This window comes from Neorhizobium sp. NCHU2750, assembly GCF_003597675.1.
GTDB lineage: Bacteria > Pseudomonadota > Alphaproteobacteria > Rhizobiales > Rhizobiaceae > Neorhizobium.
In genome coordinates, this window is the sequence record NZ_CP030827.1 from 2,347,118 (window position 1) to 2,361,857 (window position 14,740).

The following is a 14,740-nucleotide window of genomic DNA, read 5'->3' on the forward strand; positions in this document are numbered from 1 at the left end:
CCGTTTCAACACATTACGGCCGTTTGCGGATTCAAATCCTGAGGCCCCTCACACAACCTTGTGTCGGCATTTTCATAAACTAATGTTGATCGACCCGTGTTAGGCAATCTCAAGGTTGCACCCTATCTGCCAGACGATGTCTGTTGAAAGGGAGATCGAATGACACGCATCAGCCTCCTTCTGGCCTGCACGGCCGTCTCGTCCGCGCTGATCGCCGGCCCCGTCCTGGCGCAGGCAGCGCCTGCGGAAAACGGCCGCGCCAATGCGCCGAACCAGAAACCCGCCTTTGCCAATCAGACGCGCGCGCCGCAGCCCGCCACGACGGCGAAAATCGCCACTGAGGTGGTAGCGGAAGACCTGCCGCATCTCTGGGCGATGGAATTCCTGCCCGATGGCCGCATGCTGGTCACGGCCAAGCAGGGCGCCATGCATATCATCTCGGAGGAAGGCGACGCCGGCCCCGCGATCGAAGGCGTGCCGAAGGTGGCTTCCGGCGGCCAAGGCGGCCTGCTCGATGTCGCGCTGGCGCCCGACTATGCGACGTCGGGCATGATCTTCTTCTCTTTCTCCGAACCCCGCGACGGCGGCAACGGCACCTCCGTCGCCTCCGCCAAACTCGTGCCGGATGACAGAGGCGGCGGCAGGCTGGAAAATGTCAGCACCATCTTCCGACAGATGCCGACCTATGACGGCAACAAGCATTTTGGCTCGCGCCTCGTCTTCGGACCGAATGACGAACTTTACGTCACCGTCGGCGAACGATCTGACAGCAAGCCGCGGGTTCAGGCGCAGGACCTCGGCAGCGGTCTCGGTAAGGTCTTCCGCATCGACAGGACAGGCAAGCCGCTGGCCGACAATCCCTTCGCCGGGACCAAGGGCGCGCGGCCTGAAATCTGGAGCCTCGGCCACCGCAACATGCAGGCAGCAACCCTCGACGGCCAGGGGCGCCTGTGGACGGTCGAACACGGACCGAAGGGCGGCGACGAATTGAACAGGCCGCAGGCCGGCAAGAATTACGGCTGGCCGCAAGTCACCTATGGTGTCGAATATAGCGGCAAGGCCGTCGGCGACGGCATCACTCAAAAGGCAGAAACCGAACAGCCGGTCTATTACTGGGACCCGGTGATCGGCCCGTCCGGCATGGCGTTCTACGGCAGTGACGCGATCCCGGAATGGAAGGGCGCATTCCTCGTCGGCGGCCTCGTCAGCCGCGGCGTGGTCGTCCTCCACATGGATGGCGACAAGGTTGCGCATGAAGAGCGCGTGTCGCTCGATGCCCGTGTCCGTGACGTCAAGGTCGGCCCGGACGGTGCCGTCTACGCTGTCACCGAAACCCGCGGCGGCGCTTCGACGATCATCAGACTGACCAAGGCCTGATCGAAACCGGCTCTGGGCGGCGCCTGCCGCCCAGGCTCACCGGTCAGGTTCGCCGGGCAGACTCACTTGGCAGGCGCAGCACAACAGGCTGGTTTTCCTCTCACGATAAAACATGATTAAAAAGATCATATTTTGTTGCATTCCGGTTGCACGGCAATTAAGACACGCGCATTCCGCCATTCCGGCCCGGTGCACCCGGGACTGCTTCATCCGGGACTGCCATGACCGCGCATTTCAGCGTTTCCACCGCAACCGAACTGCCCTCGACGCCCGGCGACAGCCCGTTGCTGGATCGAGCGATCGTTGCCTATTACGACGAACTGTGCGGCAATATCCGTCACCGGGGCCATAGTCCGGCAGGATCTCGCGAAATCGTCCATGACGTCTATCTGCGCCTGCGCGACAGGCACACGGTTCTTGACGGCAAGGTATCGCTCAAGGCCTTTCTGCTGCGCTCCTGCATCAATCTCGGCATCGATCGCTTTCGCCGCCAGCGTTTCGAGGCCCGCCTCTTCTCAGGCACCGAAGCGGAGGCGCTGGCCGTCAGCGCGCCCTTCGCCTCACCGGATCAGGCAATGGATACCGAATATCGCATCGGCATTCTCAAGGCTGCGATTATGGAAATGTCGCTGCAGCGGCGCCGCGTCTTCATCGCCAGCAGGGTCGGAAAACTCTCGGCCGACGAGATTTCGAGCCGCATGAAGATCAGCCGCAACATGGTGGACCGCCATCTGCGCAAGGCCTATCTCCATTGCCTCGACCGGCTGGAAGACGCGCTCTGACAGCCATGGCCCGCAGAAGCAGCACAGGCGCACGAATGAGCGGCGATACCAAGGACAGGAAACTGCGTGCCCAGGCGGTCGACTGGCTGCTGCGGCTGCAGGACGCCGCCGGTGACGATGCGCTCGAGGCGCAGTTTCAGGCCTGGCTTTCAGAGAACCCGGCACATGGCGCAGTCTTCGACCGCGTGCAGCGCGCCATGGGCGACGCAAGCAGGCTTCTGACGAGCGATATCGACTTCGCCCGCAATGCAGCTCACAACAATGACCACGGGCCGCTGACCCGGCCGCGCAACATCGTCGCCGCACTCATTCTCTGTCTCGCCGGCTCGACCGCCTTCTATCTCGCCGATGGCCCGATGCGCCTGCGCGCCGATGTCATGACGGGCACCGGCGAGAGACAGACGTTGACACTGGCCGATGGCTCGACGCTCGATCTCAACGCCGAAACGGCCATCGCCATCCATCTGGAACCGCATGAACGGCGCATTACGCTGTTGCGCGGCGAGGCCTATGTCCATGTCGCTGCCGATCCGGCGCGGCCGTTCATCGTCGAGGCCGGCCGGGGCACGACGACGGCGCTCGGCACCGCCTTCGACGTCAACCTGACCGACGAGAACACCACCGTCGTCGTCACCGAACATGCGGTCACGGTCGCCTCCGCTGCCAGCGGTGGCGCTGAGCGCCTGCCCGAGAACCAGCAGATCTCCTATGATCCCGACGGCAGGCTCGGCAGTCCGCAACCGGCCGACGGCAACCAGGCGACGGCCTGGCGGCAGGGGCGGATCGTCTTCGAGGACCGCCCTCTGCTGTCCGTCGTCGAGGAGATCGACCGCTATATTCCGGGCCGGATCGTCATTGCGCAATCGGCACTCGCCGGCCGGCGGATTTCCGGCAGCCTGGACCTCTCCGAGCCGCAAAAGGCGCTCGATGCCTTTGCCGGCGCGATCGGCATCAAGGTCACGAGGCTGAGCCCCTACCTGACAATCCTGCGCCAGTAATTTTTTTCGATCCGCCTGTCCCAAACACAGAACCTCGTCCGTCAACCCGGCAGACACACATCGCAGAGACTGGTCCGGGGGCCCATGACACATTCGACGAGACACCGCAGCACGCATGCCACGCATCGCCTGATCGCAGCGCTTATGGCCGGCGCCGCATTGTTTACAACACTCGACAGCGCAACAGCCCAGCAGGCTGCGGCCGTCGCCGTCAACCTGCCTGCAGGCACCTTGACCAGAGCCCTCAACGCCCTGGCCGCACAGGCAAAACTGCAGATCGTCTTTGACGCGTCACTGACGAAGGGCCTCAGCACGGCCGGCATTTCTGGCGACCTGACGGTCGATGCCGCCCTCGCCCGCCTTCTGGCCGGCACCGGCATCTCATACCGCTATTCCGGCGCCTCCATGGTGACGCTGGCACGATCCGGCAGCGCCGATACCGGTGCCGAGAACCCGTCGGACCTCGAGCCGATCGTGCTCAAGACCGGCCGCCATTACGGCGACACCAGCCCGAGCACATCCGTCATCGACAAGGAGGAGATCGAACGCGCCCAGGCGGCAAGCGTGCCTGAACTCGTCAAGCGCACGCCGGGCGTTTCCATGGGCGGCGGCGTCCGTCTTCAGGGACAGACCATTTCGATCCGCGGCTTTTCCCGCCAGTCCGATACCCGCATCCTGCTCGACGGGGCACCGAAGAATTTCGAGAAATACGATCAGGGCACCATCTTCGTCGAACCGGAACTGCTGAAGCGGGTCGAGATCGACAAGGGCGCGACCTCGGTCCGCTACGGCAATGGCGGTTTCGGCGGTACGATCCGCATGGAAAGCAAGGATGCCGCCGACATGCTGAAGCCCGGCCAGACCTGGGGCTTCTACGGCAAGACCGCCTATCAGTCCGCCAACCGGGAGTTTCTCGAAACCGGCGCACTCTACGGCCGCTCGGATTTCGGCACGCCCATCACCTATGACGGCCTCCTGTCGCTGACATGGCGCAAGAGCGGCGACATGCGCGTCGGCGGCGGCGAACATTACCTCTTCTCCGACGAGAAGCTCGCCTCGGGCATGGCCAAGCTCGGCGCCGAGGTCGACGGCAACGAATTCAAGGCCTCGGTGCTCTACGGCGAAAGCAACAACTGGGGACCGGTTGCCGCCATCCGCGGCCAGCTCGACGTGATTGCCAGCGACATCCCGAAATACGGCTATGAGGAAGCCATGAGGCGCCGCCTCTCCTGGCGCGAGCTGAAGGATTTCACCTCGACCTTCGAACACAAATACAGCGGCGACAGCGATCTGGTGAACACCCGCTTCATGATGAGCAATTCGTCCACCGAGCAGCATGCGACCCGTCACGGCGACCAGTCGCCATCCGCCTCGCTCGGCGGCTACGAGAACGAGGCCACCTATTCGGATTTCCATGCGGAACTGGAAAACACCTCGAATTTCAACCTCGCCGGTATGGAACACAGCCTCAATTACGGCCTGCAGTTCAATGCCCACAAGCGCGACGTCTGGATGTACGACATCGCCAACCGGACCAAGCCGGAATATAACTACGGCTATTACGCCCCCTGGATCATGCCGCAGGGCACGCAGGACACGACCTCGGCCTTCATCCGCGACACGATCAAGCTCGACGATGCCTGGACGCTGACACCCGGCCTGCGCTTCGATTATATCCGCTCGGAAGGCGAGCCGAATGCCGCTCCTCGCTACAACGATCCGGCAGCCGGCCATGATTTCTCCGCCGTCACCCATACCGGCGTTACTCCGGCGGTCAGCCTCGCATGGCAGGCGACGCCGAACCTGCGCTTCTTCACCGACTGGGCCTATGCCATACGGGCGCCCAATATCGACGAGCTCTATTCCAACCAGAGTGCGCTGACGACCGCCTCCGGCACCAGCCGCGACCTGAAAGCGGAGCGCAACAACAACATCAATATCGGCGTCGAGACCAATTTCGACGACCTTTTGACCGATGGCGACACATTGGCGGCCCGCACCTCGGTCTTCTACAACCACGTCAGCAATCCGGTCACCCGCCGCTTCGGCTCGCGCAATCTCGGCGGCCTCGGCGTCGATGAAGGCCCGGTTCCCTTCTACTGGAACACCCCTTCCTACTACACGACGGGGCTGGAACTGCAGGCGCATTACGAGACCGAGCGGATGTTCGCCGATGTCGGCCTGACCTGGATGACCGGCACCCGCAAGGGCGCGGTCAACGACATCCTCGGCCCCCACACCTATGTCAACGACCTGGCACCCTTCACCGCGCAGACGACACTGGGGATGAAATTCCCCGATCTCGATCTCGCCATAGGCTGGACCGGCACCTTCGTCGACGCCCAGGAGAAGACGCCCTATTACCAGTATCTCGGCCTCACCTATGCCCGCCCGCCGAGCAACGGCTACGCCGTTCACGGCATCTTCCTCGACTGGACGCCGAAGCAGGGCATGATGAAGGATACCGAGCTTCACGCCGCAATCGACAACATCTTCGACAAGCAATACGAGCCCTATCTCAGCGATGGCATCACCGCCATGCCGGGCCGCAGCTTCAAGATCTCGTTGAGCCGCCGCTTCTGAGCATCCCGCAACCAGTCACGAAAAAGCCCGCCGTTTCCGGCGGGCTTGTTTTTTTGGGAAAGACGTTTTCCGCAGATCTTACTTGCAGGAAGCGCAGAAGCGCTGGATGCGCTTGCAGGCCTCTTCGAGCAGCTCTTCCGAGGTCGCATAGGAAATGCGGAAGTTGGGGCCGAGGCCGAAGGCCGAGCCGTGAACGACGGCAACGCCTTCCGCTTCCAGGAGCTCGGAAACGAAATCCTCGTCCGTCTCGATGACCTTGCCGGTCGGCGTGGTCTTGCCGATCATGCCGGCGCAGGACGGATAGACGTAGAAGGCGCCTTCCGGCTTCGGGCATACGATGCCGGTTGCCTGGTTCAGCATGGAGACGACGAGATCGCGACGGCCTTCGAAGATCGCCTTGTTCTTGGCAACGAAATCCTGCGGACCGTTGAGCGCCTCGACAGCCGCCCACTGGGCGATCGACGATGCGCCGGACGTCTGCTGGCCCTGGATCATGTCCATTGCCTTGATCAGCGCGATCGGACCGGCCGCATAGCCGATACGCCAGCCGGTCATCGCATAGGCCTTCGAGACGCCGTTCATCGTCAGCGTACGGTCATAGAGCTTCGGCTCGACCTCGACCGGAGTGGCGAACTTGAAATCGCCGAAGGTCAGGTGCTCGTACATGTCGTCGGTGAGGATCCACACATGCGGATGCTTCAGCAGCACGTCGGTCAGGGTCTTCAGTTCGGCAGCGCTGTAGGCGGCGCCCGTCGGGTTGGACGGCGAGTTGAAGATGAACCACTTGGTCTTCGGCGTGATGACGCTTTCCAGCTCTTCCGCCGTCAGCTTGAAGTTATTCTCCTGCTTGGTCGCGACCGAAACCGGCGTACCGCCGCAGATCGCCACCATTTCCGGATAGGAAACCCAGTAGGGCGCCGGGATGATGACTTCGTCGCCCGGATTAAGCGTCGCCATGAAGGCGTTGAAAAGAATCTGCTTTCCGCCGGTACCGACGATCGTCTGCTGCCAGTCGTAGTCGAGACCGTTCTCGCGCTTGAACTTGGCGGCAATCGCCTTGCGCAGTTCCGGAATACCCGAAACCGGCGTGTACTTCGTTTCGCCGCGCTTGATCGCCTCGATCGCGGCCTGCTTGACATTGTCCGGCGTGTCGAAATCCGGCTCGCCTGCACCGAGACCGATGACGTCCCGGCCTTTCGCTTTCAGGTCCCGCGCTTTCTGCGAGACGGCGATGGTGGCGGACGGCTTTACGCGGGAAAGGGCATCGGCAAGAAAGGCCATGGGTCTTGGTCCTGAGATCTGTTTGAACGCAGCGAAGGTCAAAATTCGCCCAAAGCTGTATGTCGAATGAGGCCCTCCGTTTCAAGCGGAAAGCTTGAATGGCATCCATCAAACTGAGTGATCGCTCGTGACGTTCGGTCGCAGCGCTCTTTTTCACCGGTTACAGGCTCGATTTCCGGCCGCCGGCGACCCTGCCCGGCCGGTTATCGACACGCCGCGCAGGTTGTCCCACAGCAGAAAATGGCAAAAATAAGCCCGTGGCCGCCCAGCCGAAGATACATTCAGGTTGTATCGGCAACCAACTCACAACAGGGAGCCGAATATGCACCGGATAGCATCTGCTTTTGTTCCGGAACGATACATTGTTCAATACAATCAATGATGGTCGGCTATATATTGTAGCGCGAAAGCTGTCGCGAGCGCGAAAAGCCCTGCGTTCCAACGGCTTTCGGAGATTCTTATTTTCAACTCAACGGCGCAGATTCGCAAAACTTTTTCTTGCCAATTCCCTATAAACACAGCACTCTGTTGAAGTTCGGGCAATTTACGAGCATGGGAAGACCTATAATGATGCGATCCGAAGGCGCCAAAACTTCGGGCGGTGGAACTGGGGGCAATTTGAATAAAGCTATTCCTGCCAATTCGCCGCGGTAACACAGGGACCCTTTCTTAAAACTGCCTGCCGCCGCCCTTTTGGGGCATACTGTTGTGCTGTCCGGCGCTGAACACGGACAGAGAGAAAAGGACCTGCTGCATGGCCGAAACTGGCACTGTAAAATTCTTCAATACCGACAAGGGCTTCGGCTTCATCAAGCCAGATAATGGCGGCGCCGATATCTTCGTCCACATCTCTGCCGTACAGGCGTCTGGCCTGTCCGGTCTTTCGGAAAACCAGAAAGTTAGCTTCGACACGGAGCCGGATCGTCGCGGTAAAGGCCCCAAGGCCGTTAACCTGCAGATTTCAGGCTGAGCCTTCGAGGCTTTCACCAAAGTTGAGGCCCGGCAGGACTGCCGGGTTTTTTTATGCCAGAGTTTTCCGCCTGACGCTCCACAATCGTTGTGACACGCATTAATGCGTTCGTGATGGTGGCTCATATTCCGTCTGAAAACGATGGAGTCGAAAACTCAAAGACCGCGGAGATAGGGATTGCTGCGACGCTCCTCGCCGATCCGCCCGCCCGGCCCGTGGCCGCAGAGAAAACCGACCTCGTCGCCGAGCGGCAGGACCTTGTCGCGGATCGAAGCGATGAGCGTCTCGTGGTCTCCACCCGGCAGATCGGTGCGGCCGACGGAGCCGTTGAACAACACGTCGCCGAGATGGGCGAAACTTTGCGCCCGGTTGAAGAAGATCACATGTCCCGGCGAATGACCCGGGCAGTGATAGACCTCGAATTCATGCGCGCCGAAGGACACCCGGTCGCCATCCTCAAGCCAGCGGTCCGGCACCAGGTTGCGCGCCTCCATCGTCACGCCGAAGGATTTCGCCTGGGTCTCCAGGCGCTCCAGCAGCGGCAGGTCGTCGCGATGCGGTCCGATGACGGGAACGCCGAGCAATTCGCGCAGTTCGTCTGCGCCGCCGGCATGATCGATATGGCCATGGGTGATCCAAATCTCGCGGATGGTCAGCCGGTTCTGGCGGATCGTCTCGTCGATCAGCGATACGTCGCCGCCCGGATCGACCACTACGCCCTCGCGCGTCTCGTCGTCGAAGAAGATCGTGCAGTTCTGCTGGAACGGCGTGACGGGAATGATCCCCGCCTGAAGTTTTCCCATGATCCCGGCCTCTTGTCTGTCGTGATGCCGGATATAGCGACGATCGCCGGAGAAATCAGCCTCAAAAGATCATTCGGACGCAGCGACGCTGTAATGCGAACCGGCCGCAACCGGAGGAGCGAGAGAAGCGGTGGCGATCAGAAGCGCGCATACGACAAGCTTGACCGAGATGACGGTGACGAACACCGCGCGCAGCGGATGCGGCTCGCTCTTTGCGGACGTCTGCGGCATCGTGATCGGTGGCAGGGCGGAATAGGTCTGCATGGGTCTTACCTCCAGTCTTTCTGGCCAGATCAATGGCCGGCGGGCCGGAAAGTTCCCTCAGGTGCCCCGCGAGGCCATGCAACGAAAGGGTTAAGCGTGCCGCGAATGGCCGGCAGCAGCCGCACAAATGCCGGGGTTGCGACAACCTCGCCGGGCGCAAGCTTTCGCCATCTCGCGAAAAAATGACAAAATCTGTTGATTGTTCAACCCGATCGCGCTTTATCGGGCGTGACGCAACGAGGATGCAATAGAATTGCAGCGGTAGGGAGCCCGAAAGCGTGCTCCATGCCTTAGAAAGGATCGGCACGTGTCTCGCGCAATGGCGGCCAAACCCGTCAGAAAAGCCCAACCGGCCCTGCCCCCAGCCATGCCCACGGTTGACGAAAGCCGCATCGACTTCGAGACGATCGAGCAGTTTTTCTTTGCCTATCGCGACTTCATCTCCGACCCCGACGCCATCCTCGCCCGCTTGGGCATGGGACGTGCCCATCACCGGGTCGTCTATTTCGTCAGCCGCCAGCCGGGCCTGATGGTCAGCGACCTTCTGGAGACGCTGCAGATCACCAAGCAGAGCCTGTCGCGCGTGCTCAAGCACCTGATCGAAGCCGGCTATGTCCGCCAGATGGCCGGCGCCAAGGATCGCCGCGAACGGCGCCTCTACCCGACACTTGCCGGCCGTGAACTGGCGCTTGCCCTATCCGAGCCGCAATCCTTGCGCATTGCCCGGGCGATGGAAGGACTGTCGCCGGAAAAGCGCGAGGCGGTGAAGGAATTCATGAAAAAGATGCGTGGCCGCGACAAGAACCTGCCGCCCGCAGACGACGAAGCGTAGGATGCCGAGCCATGACCAGAACGCTGCCTTCGGACGACGCCCCTCATCTTCTGATCGTTGATGACGACAAGCGTATCCGCGACCTGCTCAACCGCTACCTCAACGAACAGGGTTTTCGCGTTACCGTCGCGGGAGACGCGGCCGAAGCGCGCCGCAAGCTCGAAGGCCTGCATTTCGATCTGATAATCCTCGATGTCATGATGCCGGGCGAATCCGGCCTGTCGCTGACCAAGTCGCTCTACGAGAAGAAGACGATCCCGGTCATCCTGCTGACGGCCCGTGTCGAGGCCGATGCCCGCATCGAGGGACTGGAAGCCGGCGCCGACGATTATCTCGCCAAACCCTTCGATCCGCGCGAACTGGTGCTGCGCATCAACAACATCCTGCGCCGCAGCGCTTCCGAACAGCCGAAGATCGAGCAGGTCATCTTCGGCCCCTTCACATTCTCCATCTCGCGCAAGGAACTGCGCCGCGCGGCCGAGACGATCCGCCTCACCGACCGCGAGCAGGAAATCATGCTTCTCTTCGCGCTGCGCGCCGGCGACACGATCCCGCGCCACGAACTGATCGGCGACGATTCGGATGTCGGCGAGCGCACCATCGATGTCCAGATCAACCGCCTGCGGAGAAAGATTGAGGACGATCCGGCCAATCCGGTCTATCTTCAGACCGTTCGCGGCATCGGCTACCGGTTGAGCATCGACTAGGCTGTATCGCGCAAAAGTGTCTGGCGCTTTTGCGAAAGCGACACGAGATAAAATAGGGATTTGCAGTGCAAGCCGCGAACCCTGAGGATCGCGCCACATTTTGGCGGGCGGGCCGGCTTATGGAGCGTCAATGGCATTTTTCGATACGCTGAGGCAGAACGTGGCAGGACTAAGCCTTCCCGGCTGGCGCCCGTTCACGCGCTGGCTGCGCCGCCACCTGCCGACCGGCCTCTATACCCGCTCGCTGCTGATCGTCATCCTGCCCATGCTGCTCTTGCAGACCGTCGTCGCGGCGGTGTTCATGGAGCGCCACTGGCGCCTCGTCACCGAGCGCCTGTCGGAAGGCACGGTGCGCGATATCGCCGCCATCATCGAAGTCATCCGCGCCTATCCGCAGGACAGCAATTACGATGCGATCACCAAGATCGCCGACGACGCGCTGGGCCTGACGATCGCGGTGGAAGAAAACGGCCAGCTGCCGCCGCCGCGCCCGCGCCCCTTCTTTGCCATCCTCGACGACATTCTGTCCGACCAGATCACCCAGCAGATCAAGATGCCCTTCTGGCTCGACACGGTGGGTGACAGCAAGCTGGTCGAGATCCGCATCAAGCTCGACCAGCGGGTTCTGCGCGTCTTCGTCCGGCGCGGTTCGACCTATGCCTCGAACACCCACATCTTCCTCGTCTGGATGGTCGGCACCGCCTTCGTTCTGGTGATCATTTCGATCCTGTTCCTGCGCGGTCAGATCCGCCCCATCCTGTCGCTTGCAACAGCCGCCGAAAGCTTCGGCAAGGGCCAGAAGACGGAAGGCTTTTCGCCGCGCGGCGCCGACGAGATCCGCCGCGCCGGCATCGCCTTCATCCAGATGCGCGAGCGCATCGAGCGGCAGCTCGAACAGCGAACGGCCATGCTCGCCGGTATCAGCCACGACCTGCGCACCATCCTCACCCGCTTCAAGCTGCAACTGGCGCTTGCCGGCGACAAGCCCGAACTTTCCGGCATGAGCGAGGACGTGGACGACATGCAGTCCATGCTGGAAGGCTATCTCGCCTTCGCCAAGGGCGAAGCGGAAGAGGATTTCGGCACCCTCAAGCTCTCCGACCTGCTCGAGCGCTTCCGCAACGATTTCCAGCTGCGCGGGCGCGAGCTCACCTACGAGATCGAGGGCAGCGACGAGATCGCCGTCCGCCCCAACGCGTTCACGAGGCTCGTCGCCAATCTCGTGTCGAACAGCGAGCGCTATGCCAAGTCGCTGCATATCCATGCGCGCCACAGCGCCAAATGGCTGACGCTGACGCTCGACGACGACGGCCCCGGCATTCCGGCGGAAAGCCGTGACGACGTGTTCAAGCCCTTCTTCCGGCTGGACGAGGCGCGCAATCTCGATTCGTCAGGCACCGGCCTCGGCCTCGCCATCGCCCGCGATATCGCTCGCGCCCATGGCGGCAATGTCATGCTGTCCGACAGCCCCTCGGGCGGCCTGCGCGCCATCATCCGCATTCCGGCGTGATATCGGCAGCCGCCGGCACAATCCAGGCGGCCCGGACGGCCGCTACCGCGGAGGCGTTACCCCCTTCTGGATCGCATGAAAGATCCGGGTGACCTTGCCGAAGTCGGCCTTGGTCGAGGCGCAGGTCACAGTCGTGCCGCCCCGCGGCGTCTGGACCAGCGACATGATCAGCCTGACATTCTTTCGATCCGACCCGGATTTCGGAATACCGGTGAAAATCACACCGACAATGCCGTCTGCATGAAGGGGTTCCTCCGTCTCCAGATCGATAGTGGCGGAGATCGACCGGCGCGCCACCATGTTCCATGCCTCGGAACTGGTCATCTGATTGATCTGCTCCTGGGTAAACCGCGCATTCTCCGGCGCAGCGCGAAAACTGACGCCGCAGAGATGCCTGGGCGTTCCGACAGGCCGCGGCTTTCCGGATGAAGGATCGACGTCGAAAAGCACATCATAGGAGGCGTCCTGCGTGGCATCCCGCTTGACGACGAAATCGCTGCCAAGCTCGACCTTGAGACCGGTCTTGGAATCTTCCAAAGCGTAGGCGGGCAGCGAAAACCCGATGGCCACGGCAAGGCCGGCAGTCAGAACCATGCTCTTCATCAATGTCTCCAGGCAATGGCTGCGACCGTGCCACCACGGCATGGCCGCCGCAACAACGCTCAGCCGTCAGTCATGCTCTCCGGCAGAACCGTCTTCCGATGCCGGGATGATGTTGAGCTGGCCATGGCGCACGCCCCTCTGCGAGATGACCGCGTCGGCAAAGGCCTGCACCTCGCTCGTCTTTCCCTTCAGCACCGTGACCTCGAGGCAGTCGGCATCGGACAGATGCACATGCAGCGTCGAGATGGAAAGATCGTGATGGTGATGCTGGGTCGCCGTCAGCCGCTTCGACAGTTCCCGCGTCTCGTGTTCATAGACATAGGAGAGTGCGGCGACGCAGGACATGTCCTCACCCTTCGGTCCCGCCTCCTGCACCAGCCGTTCGCGCACGATATCGCGCACCGCCTCCGAACGGCTCGAATAACCCCGCAACTCGCTCAGCGCATCAATGCCGGCCAACAGGTCATCGTCGATGGTGATGGAAATGCGCTGCATGCTGTCTCCCCGGCATGCGCATGGTGGGCGCATACGTCATTTAACGGTCGCGGCGTAAGCAGTTTTGTGAAATTGTGCTTACTACAGCGATTTTCAGGACATGTTAGATGCTAAGCCTTTTCGATGACCAGCCGTTTCGCGTCAAAGCAAAAATTGCCGCTACCTACCTATTTCTCATTCTCGCCAATATCGTCGCCTGGATCTGGGCCTGGGCTGCGTTCTCAGACCGCCCAGCTTTGCTTGGAACCGCCTTCGTCGCCTATATGTTCGGCCTCCGCCACGCCTTCGATGCCGATCATATCGCGGCGATCGACAATGTCGTGCGCAAGCTGATGCAGGAAGGCAAGCAGCCCTTTTCGGTTGGCTTCTTCTTCTCGCTGGGCCACTCCACCATCGTCGTCCTCGCATCGCTCGCGATTGCCGCCACCGCCGCGGCCATGCAATCCCGCCTCGACAACTTCCACGATATCGGCGGCGTCATCGGTACGGCGGTTTCCGCCCTCTTCCTGCTCGTCATCGGGCTCGCCAATCTCTTCATCCTCAAGGGCATCTGGGCCGCCTTCAGCCGCGCCCGCCGCGGCGAAAAGATCGTCGACGAGGACCTCGACGCGCTTCTCGCAGGCCGAGGCTTCATGGCCCGCATCTTCAGCAGAACATTCCGGGTCGTCTCGCACTCATGGCACATGTATCCGATCGGTTTTCTCTTCGGTCTCGGCTTCGATACGGCAACCGAAATCGGCCTGCTCGGCATTTCCGCGACCCAGGCGGCGCAAGGCATGTCGTTCTGGACGATCCTCGTCTTCCCTGTCCTGTTCACTGCCGGCATGTCGCTGATGGATACGACCGACAGTATGCTGATGACCCGCGCCTATGGCTGGGCCTTCGTCAATCCGATCCGCAAGCTCTGGTATAACCTGACGATCACCGCAGCCTCGGTCGTCGTAGCGATCTTCATCGGCGGCCTGGAAGCGCTCGGGCTGATCTCCGACAAGCTCGAACTGCAGGGCGGCATCTGGGATATCGTCGGCGCATTCAACGACAATCTCGGCAATTTCGGCTTTGCCGTCGTCGGTATCTTCATCGCCAGCTGGATCATCTCGACGGTCATCTATCGCGCCAAGGGCTATGACCGGCTCCAGCCAAACCTCTGATGCTTTAAAGGGCTTCTCCGGCAACGAAACCGGAGCCGCCGATCACATCATCTTGCGGCCATTGGGCACGCCCTGCTCGACGGCAGCCAGTACGATCGCCCCGTTCTCGTCCTCGAAACCGAGGGTGAGAACCTCCGAACGCACCGGACCGATCTGGCGCGGCGGGAAATTGACCACGCCGAGCACCTGGCGCCCGACGAGTGATTCCAGCGTATAGTGCACGGTGATCTGGGCGGACGATTTCTTGACGCCGATCTCGGGGCCGAAATCGATCTTCAGCTTGAAGGCCGGCTTGCGGGCTTCCGGAAACGGTTCCGCCTCGATGATCGTGCCGACGCGGATATCGACCTTCTCGAAGTCGCCGTAACTGATTTCGTCTGCCAT

At 61.6% G+C, this 14,740-nt stretch carries 15 protein-coding genes; 9 read left to right on the top strand and 6 right to left on the bottom strand.

Annotated elements, in window-relative coordinates:
* The first annotated feature begins 159 nt into the window (after positions 1-159).
* The 4 genes from NCHU2750_RS11380 to NCHU2750_RS11395 all read left to right on the top strand — a co-directional run bounded on the left by NCHU2750_RS11380 (position 160) and on the right by NCHU2750_RS11395 (position 5,740).
* Positions 160-1,377, top strand: coding sequence for a PQQ-dependent sugar dehydrogenase (locus NCHU2750_RS11380; RefSeq protein WP_119940597.1), 1,218 nt, complete (start codon positions 160-162; stop codon positions 1,375-1,377).
* 221 nt (positions 1,378-1,598) lie between these two features.
* Positions 1,599-2,159: an RNA polymerase sigma factor gene (locus tag NCHU2750_RS11385; protein WP_119940598.1), complete on the top strand. Its 561-nt coding sequence runs from the start codon at positions 1,599-1,601 to the stop codon at positions 2,157-2,159.
* A 35-nt stretch (positions 2,160-2,194) separates the two neighbouring features.
* On the top strand, positions 2,195-3,157 hold the full coding sequence (locus tag NCHU2750_RS11390; RefSeq protein WP_162939588.1) for a FecR family protein: 963 nt from the start codon (positions 2,195-2,197) through the stop codon (positions 3,155-3,157).
* Between the two features lie 84 nt (positions 3,158-3,241).
* Entirely contained in the window at positions 3,242-5,740 is a 2,499-nt protein-coding gene (locus NCHU2750_RS11395; protein WP_119940602.1) for a TonB-dependent receptor, read from the top strand.
* Positions 5,741-5,818: 78 nt separating this feature from the next.
* Here the strand turns inward: NCHU2750_RS11395 and NCHU2750_RS11400 are convergent, their stop codons facing one another.
* Complete coding sequence (locus tag NCHU2750_RS11400; protein WP_119940604.1) at positions 5,819-7,021, bottom strand: pyridoxal phosphate-dependent aminotransferase; 1,203 nt, start codon at positions 7,019-7,021, stop codon at positions 5,819-5,821.
* A gap of 754 nt (positions 7,022-7,775) precedes the next feature.
* On the opposite strand from NCHU2750_RS11400, the gene NCHU2750_RS11405 reads away from it, so the two are divergent.
* Positions 7,776-7,991 carry a cold-shock protein gene (locus tag NCHU2750_RS11405; protein WP_046633016.1) on the top strand — a complete coding sequence of 72 codons (216 nt, stop codon included), beginning with the start codon at positions 7,776-7,778 and terminating at the stop codon, positions 7,989-7,991.
* A 155-nt stretch (positions 7,992-8,146) separates the two neighbouring features.
* On the opposite strand, the gene NCHU2750_RS11410 is transcribed toward NCHU2750_RS11405, so the two are convergent.
* Together NCHU2750_RS11410 and NCHU2750_RS11415 are read right to left on the bottom strand one after the other, a co-directional pair.
* The gene (locus tag NCHU2750_RS11410; RefSeq protein ID WP_119940605.1) at positions 8,147-8,794 is read right to left on the bottom strand and encodes an MBL fold metallo-hydrolase; all 648 of its coding nucleotides are present in this window, start codon (positions 8,792-8,794) and stop codon (positions 8,147-8,149) included.
* A 69-nt stretch (positions 8,795-8,863) separates the two neighbouring features.
* Positions 8,864-9,058 (bottom strand): hypothetical protein, encoded by a 195-nt coding sequence (locus tag NCHU2750_RS11415; protein WP_119940607.1) that lies wholly within the window; start codon positions 9,056-9,058, stop codon positions 8,864-8,866.
* A gap of 319 nt (positions 9,059-9,377) precedes the next feature.
* On the opposite strand from NCHU2750_RS11415, the gene NCHU2750_RS11420 reads away from it, so the two are divergent.
* The 3 genes from NCHU2750_RS11420 to NCHU2750_RS11430 all read left to right on the top strand — a co-directional run bounded on the left by NCHU2750_RS11420 (position 9,378) and on the right by NCHU2750_RS11430 (position 12,107).
* Positions 9,378-9,890 carry a MarR family winged helix-turn-helix transcriptional regulator gene (locus NCHU2750_RS11420; RefSeq protein WP_245480402.1) on the top strand — a complete coding sequence of 171 codons (513 nt, stop codon included), beginning with the start codon at positions 9,378-9,380 and terminating at the stop codon, positions 9,888-9,890.
* Positions 9,891-9,901: 11 nt separating this feature from the next.
* A complete protein-coding gene (locus NCHU2750_RS11425) occupies positions 9,902-10,597 on the top strand; it encodes a response regulator (RefSeq protein WP_119940610.1) in 696 nt (231 codons plus the stop codon).
* A 130-nt stretch (positions 10,598-10,727) separates the two neighbouring features.
* A complete protein-coding gene (locus NCHU2750_RS11430; protein WP_119940611.1) occupies positions 10,728-12,107 on the top strand; it encodes an ATP-binding protein in 1,380 nt (459 codons plus the stop codon).
* A gap of 42 nt (positions 12,108-12,149) precedes the next feature.
* On the opposite strand, the gene NCHU2750_RS11435 is transcribed toward NCHU2750_RS11430, so the two are convergent.
* Entirely contained in the window at positions 12,150-12,710 is a 561-nt protein-coding gene (locus NCHU2750_RS11435; RefSeq protein WP_119940612.1) for a hypothetical protein, read from the bottom strand.
* Between the two features lie 66 nt (positions 12,711-12,776).
* Positions 12,777-13,205, bottom strand: a complete 429-nt coding sequence (gene nikR, locus NCHU2750_RS11440) for a nickel-responsive transcriptional regulator NikR (RefSeq protein WP_119940613.1) — start codon at positions 13,203-13,205, stop codon at positions 12,777-12,779.
* 107 nt (positions 13,206-13,312) lie between these two features.
* Here nikR and NCHU2750_RS11445 point away from each other — a divergent pair, with 107 nt between their 5' ends.
* Positions 13,313-14,356, top strand: a complete 1,044-nt coding sequence (locus NCHU2750_RS11445; protein ID WP_119940614.1) for a HoxN/HupN/NixA family nickel/cobalt transporter — start codon at positions 13,313-13,315, stop codon at positions 14,354-14,356.
* A gap of 42 nt (positions 14,357-14,398) precedes the next feature.
* Here NCHU2750_RS11445 and NCHU2750_RS11450 read toward each other — a convergent pair whose 3' ends face one another.
* Positions 14,399-14,740, bottom strand: coding sequence for a tRNA-binding protein (locus tag NCHU2750_RS11450; protein WP_119940615.1), 342 nt, complete (start codon positions 14,738-14,740; stop codon positions 14,399-14,401).